Source organism: Streptomyces sp. JH34 (genome assembly GCF_029428875.1).
In the GTDB taxonomy this organism is placed as follows: domain Bacteria; phylum Actinomycetota; class Actinomycetes; order Streptomycetales; family Streptomycetaceae; genus Streptomyces.
The window spans coordinates 7,148,161-7,156,896 of the sequence record NZ_JAJSOO010000001.1; the positions used below are offsets into that span (position 1 = coordinate 7,148,161).

Below are 8,736 nucleotides of genomic sequence, written 5' to 3' on the forward strand. Positions count from 1 at the left end.
AGCAGGTGCCCGTGGAAGCATGCCGTGCCATAGATCCTTCAACAGGCACGACCTCTTCCGCGGCCGGCATGCCGGGACAGCCGTGCCGCTAGGGAGAGGGCGGAGTGGCCATACCGTTATGCGGAGAGGCGCAACCGGCGGGTGGTCTGGGTGGTCGAACCTGAGTGATCAAAAGCCGGCTTCGCCTCCTGTGTACCGTTGTGGTACCCACTCTCCTTCTCACCGCCTGTTCGGGCAGTTCCGAGGACGAGCAGCCCGCTCATCCCGTCTTCGACGCGCCGGTCGGGCAGCAGCCCCGTCAAGCCCTGCTCGCGACCCAGGAGAGCGGGAGTGCTCGTTTCACACAGACCCTGACGTTCGGCTCACCCGCAGGGGACACGGTCCAGCGGTCCACCGGACGTGTCGACTTCTCCAGCGGCCGCGCGGCTGGTTCCGTCGAGTGGTCATTGGCGCCTGGCCTGCCGGAAGGGGCCAAGGACGCACTGCTGGGCGTTCGGCTGGGCCCAGGGAATTCCCCCGCGCGGACCCGGATCGCCGTGGACCCGGACGCCGTGCGACTGCGTGCGGGCGAGGCCGGCTACTGGCTGACATACGAGGGCACTCTGGAGACCTTCGGAGGTGAGGCATCGATCAGCGCACTGCGGGGATCCGAGTCCGCGTTCGGCGGCACACTGCTCGAGATACTGAGCGGTGCCCAGGACGTGAAGGGAACCAAGGCCACTGAGGGCGGCCGGACGTACACGGCAAAGCTCACCGCGTACAACGCGCTGCGCATGTTCTCCCAGGACATGCGAGCCGAACTCACCAGCAATATCGACCCCAGCGGCACGGACACCCCGGTGACGCTGAGCATCGTTGCGGACGCCGAGGGGCACATCACTCGCGCCGAAGCCGACTTCTCCGGCCTTCTCGACAGGAAGGACAGTGCCCTGGCGGACATGACCGGCCTTCACGCGGTGATGACGCTGAGCGGACAGGGCGACTCCCCGCCGGTCATGCCCACGCCGTCGGAACCCACGCTCGACGCGAAGACCGCCGTCAGGCCGGTCGGTGATCAGAAGGAGGGCACATGTGCTGACCTCGCGACCGGAAACCGCATGCTCGACATGGTCGTCGCCGTGCCCTGCACCCAGCCCCACGACGTCCGTGTGTTCGCCCATGCGACCTTGGGCACCGAATACCCCGGCGACGCCAACGCCCAGCGGCAGGCGGGTGAGGCGTGCCGCCGGGAACACCGTTCGGCGCCCGGCACATGGAAGCGTGAAGCGGCTGACGAAGACGTCTACTGGTACACGTGGCCGGAGGAGGACCGCTGGGGCGTCGGCGGCGCCGCAACGGTCTCCTGCTACATCGTGACCCGCGACCCCGTGACCACCCGGGCGCTGGCCGTCTGACACGAGCGCGTCGGGCGCGCCCACCCCCACCGGTGCGCCCAACGAGGCCCCGCCCCCATCGTCGGCGCTCTCCACGCCGTCGCCCGGACGGGTAAAGAGGGAGACCTTGCGGCAGGAGGTATTTTTCGGCGTCGCTCCAGGACCTGCCGGGGCCCCGTCGTCCTCCCCGCTCAGCTCGTGTCCCTGCCGGCATGAGGAGCTGAACTGTCGTCCTGGAGTACCGTGGGCATTCCCCCGACCGGCACCACCAGCTCGGCCACCTCCCCGTCCGCGGAGCGCCCCACCCACACGGGGTAGGTACCGTCGCCGGTCGTCGCGAACGCGACCAGTTCGCCGCCGGATGCCCCGTCCTGAGTACGCAGGAAGTACATCGAGTCCGTGATGTCCTCCCCGACGCCCGGCTCACCCCGGAGGAGATGCCGCTCGAAGAGCTCTTGGAGCGGCACCCAAGCCCCGGCGTCGGCGAAGCATCCAGTCGCAGCATCGGTGTCGAAGCCGAAGATCTCGTTCTCGACGAGCAGCCTCGTGTCGTCATCGGGCCCGAGGCACATCTCCCACGACAGCGCGGGCGTCTCGCTGATGAGCAACCGGACCGCCGTGGTGTCCGTGCGGGTCACCCAGGTCTGGCGCCACTCGCAGTCGTAGCCGAAGTGGACCTGGCCTTCTTCGAGTGCGTATGCCCCCGGTGGGACGGGGATCGTCATGGCGGGCCCTTTCCCGGCGCGGTCGTCCGGTCCGGAAACGGCCAGGAGGCCGCTCGGCACGCACAGGGTGCCCATCCTTCGCGGCTCCACGACCGTCATCTCGGGGTGGTACCCGTCGGTCACACGTGTCCCCGGCCTGAACAGCGCGTCGATCGGCCCGGGTTGTGCGGGGCGGGGCGGGTGCCAGCACGTGGCGGGGGCCTCGCGCGCGGCGTCCGGCGTCTCCGCCGCGTCAGGGGCGGGCAGCGCCGCCCGGAGCGTCACCGGTCCCTGCAACCCGAGCCTGCTGACAGCGCCCACGGGCCAGTCATCGAACCCGGGGCGGGCCTGCCAACGCCGTGTAGCGGCGTCAGGCACGGTGATGAGTGTCCGCCCGAGCTCGCCTTCGGGCTTCCGCGTGATCGATCCCCTGCCGTCCGGGAACAGTTCCGTCGTGGATCGAGGGCACTCGTCGTCGAACTCCGGGACGTCAGGCCCGGTGTACCGCCACGTGCGGGTACGTCGACTGAGCAGCCGGCCCGGATCATCCAGCAGACGCAGGTCCAGCTCGTCGGTACGGCGGCCCCGGTCGTCGTAGACCCACAGCCCGACGTAGTGCTCCCGCCAGGAAACCAGCCGGACCTCCAGCGGAACCTCCCGCCCCGGAAGCCGGTACACCACGACGTAAGGTAGACCCACGCCGTCCCGCTCCCGTGCCGCCCGGGCGGTCAGGGGCCGCCAAATCGCACGGGCCTCCAGGTCCCATGCCAGCGCGTATGCGACCTCGACGATCGTCCCCGGTCCGTGATCCCCACCCATTGCGGCCTCCGCCCCCATCCGTCCGACTCCGGCGAACACAGTGGACGCGGCCACTGACCGACAACAACTGCGCAGGTGATGCCGGACTGCTCGGGCGGCCCGCTGGAACCCGGTCATGGCACACAGATGTGCCGCGCGTTCGGTGACGCCGGATCGGAGGACGGGCCGTGGGTGCGTCCGTGAGATTGCCCTGTCCGCGCCTGTTCCCAGGCGGCCGCGCAGAGGGACTCGGATACGGCGGAGGTGTAACGGGCGGCGGCGAGCCAGTGGGTGGCGAAACCGTCGGTGTCGGCGGGGAGGAGACGACCGAAGGGGTCGCGTTCACGTCGGGCCGCGGAGGCGCACAGAGCGGCGAGCAGGCCGGCGGCCGTGGGAAGCCCCGCCCGACGCAGACGACGGGTCTCGGCGGAGACATCACCGAGCATGCCGATGGCCGCCCGGCCCGCCGGTATCGTCTGTTCGACGCGCCGCTCGAGAAGGTGCAGGGGGGAGTGTCCGCCGGAATCGCCGGGCCCGGGCGGGACGGCGTGCACGTGGGCGTGCGGGACAGGAAGGTCGGCGCGGCGAAGACGGTCCAGACCGAGGTCGATCGTGCCCTCACCGGTGGGGTGCGAGCAGGCGAGGAGGGCGAGCCTGGGGTGGAGCGCGGGCACGAGGCGGCCGATGATCCGCAGCCGTGTCCCCGGTGCCGTGGCCAGGAGCATCAGGTTGTCCCGGTGGGCCAGCGCGGGGTCGTCGTCGGCGACCGTGAGCCGGACGGGGACGCCACCTCCGCACAACGCGAGCAGACAGGTGCCGCCGGACTCCCGTACGGCACCACGAAGTTCCACGTCCAGGAAGAGCAGGTCGCTGCCGCCGCCGTCCGGGTCCGCATAGCGGGATGCTGAACGCAGAGCCCGTTCGGCCTGCGCAGAGGGCGGCGTCTCCCACAAGCTGGCGAGCGGCGGCTCCGTCCACGCCGCGCCCCGGGCCGTGACTGCCTTGACACCCTTCCCCGCGCCCAGTCTGCCGTCCGCCGAGACCGTCGCCCCCGAAACCGCCAGCCCGGCGCGGCCCAGCTCCCGGTGGGTGAGCGCGCTCTCCCCGAGACGCACGGCGCGGTCGGCCACGCCCAGGGCGCGTCCGACGCCGCCGGGGGCCACGTCGCTGACCGTGCAGAGCCGGCCGTCGGGTCCGGCGACCCAGGTGCGGACACCGCCGTGCCCCGAGTCGGTGACCACGGGTTCGGTGAACAGACCGTACAGGCGCAGCGAGCCGTCCGGACTGTACGGGCGGCGCGACCGGCCCTTGACGGCGGCCAGTTCCGCACCGGACGCGGTCCCCACCCGGCGTGCCGTCCCCAGTAGTTCGACCAAGGTGGTCACGAGGTCCGCGGTGCGGTAGGACGGGTCCCCGGCACGGGCCGCGCGCAGCAGTGTGACGACGGACAGTGCGGCGCCCGCCGCGCGCGGCAGATCCTGGAGCCGGGCGGTGTGCGCCGCGCGGAGGAGCGCCGCTTGGGCGACGGCACCGGCCCCGTCGACGCCGGCGTCCAGCACGGCGGCGGCCGCCGCCCACACGGCGTCAGCCGCGGCACGCTGGGCCGGGCTCGCCACGTCTGGCGCGGGGGCGGTGTCGTCGACGTGCGATGCCGGTCCGGCTGCGACCGGAGCCGGTCGCCCGGCGGGCTCGGGGACCGGGTCCGCGGTGGGGGCGGCGCAGGCGGCGGCCGCGCGGTGGACGCAGGCCGGGGCGAGGAGACAGCCGCAGCTGATGGCGTCCGCCGACGCCACCACGCCGCCCGGGGCGTGCAGGCGCAGTTCGGTCTCCTCGTCGACAGCGATCGTCACCGTGTCCCCGTCGCGCTGCGACGGGCGGGAGCCGAGCTTGGTGACCGCCGCGTCCAGCCGCTTGCGCAGCCGGGGCGAGAGGTCTTCCACCAGCGTGGCCGTGACCTCCGGCGCGACAGGTGGCAACTGGGCGGCGGTCATGCGGTCTTCTCCCCTATCCAGCGGGCCAGTTCGAGTGGGCTGAGTGCTGCCACGGGCATACCGGCGGCCACGAGCTGACCGGCGACGCCCGTCGAGTAGCGGGGCCGGCCCGCGTCGTCGAGGCTCGCGCACCCGAGGACATGGGCCCCGGTGGCGACCAAGGCCCGCACCTCGGCCAGCAGCGCGCCTGGCGGAGCGCCCTCCTCGAAGTCGCTGATGACGACGACGAGGGTCCGGGTGGGCACCGTGATCAGGCTGCGCGCGTGCCGCAGCCCGGCGGCGATGTGTGTGCCGCCGCCCACGCTCACCTCCAGCAGGAGCGAGAGGGGATCGTGCACATGGCCGGTGAGGTCGACGACCTCCGTGGAGAAGGCGAGGAAGTGGGTGCTCAGGGTCGGCACACCGGCCAGCACGGAGGCGGTCAGCGCGGACCAGATCGTGGAGGCCTCCATGGATCCGGAGACGTCGGTGACCAGGATCAGGCGCCAGTCCGCCGACCGGCGGGCCCGGCTGCGGAACACCGGCTTCTCGGGAATCACCTGGACCGTTCCGTCAGCCGTCCGGCGGGCGGTGGCCAGATTGGCACGCAGCGTGCGCGGCAGGTCCAGCCGGCCGCCCGGGCGACGGGTGGGCCTGGCGAGCATGGTGCCGGTGAGTGCCGGCCGCAGCCGGGTGGCGAGCTGCCGGGTCAGTTCGTCGACCAGGCGGCGCACCAGCGGCCGAAGCGCCGCCAGACGCGCCTCGGGGAGGCCACCGGCGTAGCGCAGGACCGTACGGAGCAGTTCCACGGAGGGGGCGGCGGCCGCCGGGTCGATCTCCGCGAGGACGTCCTGCCGGCCGGTCGCGGCAGCGGCGGCGAGGACCTCCTCGCGGATACCGGGGCCGAACAGCGCGGCCAGTTCCTCCGACCAGTCGCGGACCCCGGGGAACGGTGCCTCGCGGCCGCCCCGCCGGCCACGGCCCAGACCTGGGTCGGGCATGCCGCCACGTGAACCCTCGCCGTGTCCTTCCCCGTACAGCTCGTCCAGTGCGGTCGCCAGCCGGGCGGCGGCGGACGGCAGCTGATCGGGACGCCGGCCGAGAACGAGCCGCCACCGGTCGGCGGGGGCGAGTGTCCGCGCGGACGGGGCTCCCGTGGGGTGGGCTTGCGCCGGTGCGGAGTTGGCGGACGCGCCCGCCCCGGCGAGGGATGTGGTGGCGAGTGGCGGGGGAGCGAAGGGGTGGTCCGACTGGGGCGGGAACCGGTCGTCCGGCCTGTCGAGGGGCACGGGCAGACCGAGGCCGATGAGGAGTTCGCGGGCCGAGAGGTCGGCGGCCGTCCGGGCCGCCAGGTCGGCCGGGTCATCGGCGTCGAGGCTGTCCACCCGCTCACCGAGCCGCTCCTCGACGGTGTCCAGCAGCCGGTCACGTGCGGCCGGGCTGAGAGTGTCGAAGCCGCCTCGAAGCGCGGGAAGCCGTGTCAGGAACGCGGCGTCGTCCAACTCGACGACACGGTGCAACAGCGGATCCAGGGTGCCGGATCCGACGGTCAGGAGCGGTCCAGCGACCGTCAGGACGCCGGTGAGGCGGGCGGTGAGTGCGGCCCGGGAGGCACTGTCGACCGCACCGTCCACCCAGGAGGCGACGCGCACTCCGAAGACCTCGGCCTCCTCGTGGTCCGTGAGCACCCGGACGGCGCCGGCTGCCGCGGCGATCAGCGGAGTGCCGTCGGCGGCCAGCCGGGCGAGGGCGTCGGTGAGCCGGATACCGCCCACCCGGTCTGCGCGCTGGGCCAGTTCGAGCAGGGCGCGGGCGTCCTCGGCATCCTCGGACCCGGTCAGGCCGTCGACCTGACGGACCGCCGCCGAGGTCAGGATCTCCGCCGCCTGCGCGGTGCGGACGGCACGGGCGGAGGCGGTGAGGTGCTCGGGAACAGCCGGGTCTTCGGTGGCCCCATGAGCTGACGCGGCCTCAGGAGAGGCCATGCCCGGAAGATGACCTGCGGCGATGCGGTCCAGGAGGCCGAGCCCGGCGAGTATCTCGGGAAGGGTGCCACTGGCGGGGAGCACGGACGCCAGTTCCGTGAGCCGCTCGTCGGCCAGGGCGGGGAGCCCGCACTCGGCGGCCTCCGTGAGGCCCCTCACGACCTGGGCAGCCGACGGTCCGCCTTGCTCGCGTTCAGCCGCCTGTCGCTGTCGCAGCACCCCTTCGGCCGCCTGGGCCGGGGTGACGCCCCGGGCTCCGGCCGCGGTGAGCATGGCGGCCGTCGCCGGGGTCCACGCCACCTGCCAGCGGGTCGTCAGTCCTTCCGAGCCCGCCGCACCCGTCACCGACTGTTCGCGCGCGTAGGGGATGCCGCACACCGTCAGCCTGCGCAGCAGCAGTTCGCGCCGACCGTCAAGGGTGGAGCGGGCCGGATCGAGCCGGAGATCACGAGGCGCCTTCTCGTGAGCGTCGTCCGGGCCGGGGAGCGAGAGCGCCGCGGTCTCGGCCTCCACGGCCGGACCCAGGCCGCTGCGCGGAGCGGCGGGGGCGGGCCGCCCGGTGCGCGCTCCGACGAGTACGCGTTCGAGTGCCTGGGCGACGGCTCGGCCGGTGCCATAGGTCTCGCCGCGGCCGAGCACCGTCTGCACGGCCTCCAGGAACTCGCCGCGACCAGGGGCGGGCAGTCCGCGCAGGCGCGCCAGGTCCCCGGCGACCCGGACGACCTCCCGGCCGTCCGCCGGTCCGTAGGGGTGGCCCTGCTCGCGCAGGGCCGCACAGACACGGACCGCGGTGCGGACCAGTGCCTCGTGCAACGCGGACGGGGACCCGGCGGCCTCCAGGACGGTCTGCTGCCACTCCGGATCCCGGATACCGGCCGGGTACCCGGACCGTGAGTCGAGGAGCGGGTACGTGTAAGGGATCAGCGAGACCGTGCACGCCACCGCCGCGGCAGAGCCGGTCACATGACTGTCCGCGTCCGGCTGTTGCGGAACGGCGGGGCCGGCCTGCTCCCGCCGGGCGGTCGCCTCGGTGACTCCGGAGGCGGACAGCAGCAGGGCCGGGGCGTGAAAGGCTCCCACCACCACGGCGGGCCGTCGGCCGCTCGCCAAGGCCTCGGCGACATGTCCGCGCATACAGTCCTCGCGCACCAGGTCCCCGCCGTCCACGCCGCCGCTCGCCTCGGCCTCGTACCGCAGCGCCCAGCCGGTGAGGAGGGCGGCACGACGGAGCGCCTCGGGTGTCGAACCGGGTGCCGGGGCCTCCACCAGCCGGTCCCACAGGTCGTCGCCGGCCCGGCCGGTCAGCCGGGACCGGACTGCGGCGGACAGCCCGTACCCCTCGCCCGGCACGGGTGCGGAACTGGCGCCGGGGAACGGTGCGCGGGCGGGGTCGTCCGGCCCGCCCCGTGCCCAGGACCGGTCCGACAGCGGCAGATCGCAGGCCACGGCCGGGACGCCGTTCCGTGCCGCCCAGCGCAGGGCGACCAGTTCGGGAGAGAAGTCCGCGAACGGATAGAAGGCCGGCCCTCGTTCTCCTGCCGCCCCCGTCCCGTCGGAGGGCACGGCGGCCAGCGCCACCGGAGCCTCGGTCTCCTCGTGGGAGAGCCACCCCAGCCAGGGCTGGAACTCGGCGGGCAGTTCGACGAGGAGGATGTCGGGGGCCGCCGCGTCCAGGAGCGCCGGCAGGGCGGCCGCGAGCGACGGCGCGTGGTGGCGCACCCCGATCAGGAACGGCAGCCCCGGTCCGGCCGCTGCGAGTGCCGCGACCGCGTCCTCCGGAGTGGTGGGCGCGCCCGCCGGGCGCCGCGGTGCACCGGCGGGTGACACCTCGGCGCCGGGCGACGTGCCGGTGGTGGCCCAGTCGTCGGGGGCCGTCCGCGTGCAAGGGGTGGTCGACTCGCTCATC

4 protein-coding genes are annotated in these 8,736 nt (G+C 73.6%); 1 reads left to right on the forward strand and 3 read right to left on the reverse strand.

Annotated elements, in window-relative coordinates; genetic code table 11:
- Positions 1–200: 200 nt before the first annotated feature.
- Positions 201–1,394, forward strand: coding sequence for a septum formation family protein (locus LWJ43_RS32170; protein WP_277335686.1), 1,194 nt, complete (start codon positions 201–203; stop codon positions 1,392–1,394).
- A gap of 170 nt (positions 1,395–1,564) precedes the next feature.
- Here the strand turns inward: LWJ43_RS32170 and LWJ43_RS32175 are convergent, their stop codons facing one another.
- The 3 genes from LWJ43_RS32175 to LWJ43_RS32185 form a co-directional block, all read right to left on the reverse strand.
- Entirely contained in the window at positions 1,565–2,896 is a 1,332-nt protein-coding gene (locus tag LWJ43_RS32175; RefSeq protein ID WP_277335687.1) for a DUF4241 domain-containing protein, read from the reverse strand.
- A 113-nt stretch (positions 2,897–3,009) separates the two neighbouring features.
- Positions 3,010–4,866, reverse strand: a complete 1,857-nt coding sequence (locus LWJ43_RS32180; protein WP_277335688.1) for a hypothetical protein — start codon at positions 4,864–4,866, stop codon at positions 3,010–3,012.
- A complete protein-coding gene (locus LWJ43_RS32185; RefSeq protein ID WP_277335689.1) occupies positions 4,863–8,735 on the reverse strand; it encodes a vWA domain-containing protein in 3,873 nt (1,290 codons plus the stop codon). Before LWJ43_RS32185 ends, LWJ43_RS32180 begins: the two co-directional genes overlap by 4 nt.
- Position 8,736: the final 1 nt, after the last annotated feature.

Bases quoted from the DNA above. Each gene is read 5' to 3' on its own strand.
- LWJ43_RS32175 (WP_277335687.1), bottom strand. From the start codon at position 2,896: ATGGGTGGGGATCACGGACCGGGGACGATCGTCGAGGTCGCATACGCG.
- LWJ43_RS32180 (WP_277335688.1), bottom strand. From the start codon at position 4,866: ATGACCGCCGCCCAGTTGCCACCTGTCGCGCCGGAGGTCACGGCCACG.
- LWJ43_RS32185 (WP_277335689.1), bottom strand. From the start codon at position 8,735: ATGAGCGAGTCGACCACCCCTTGCACGCGGACGGCCCCCGACGACTGG.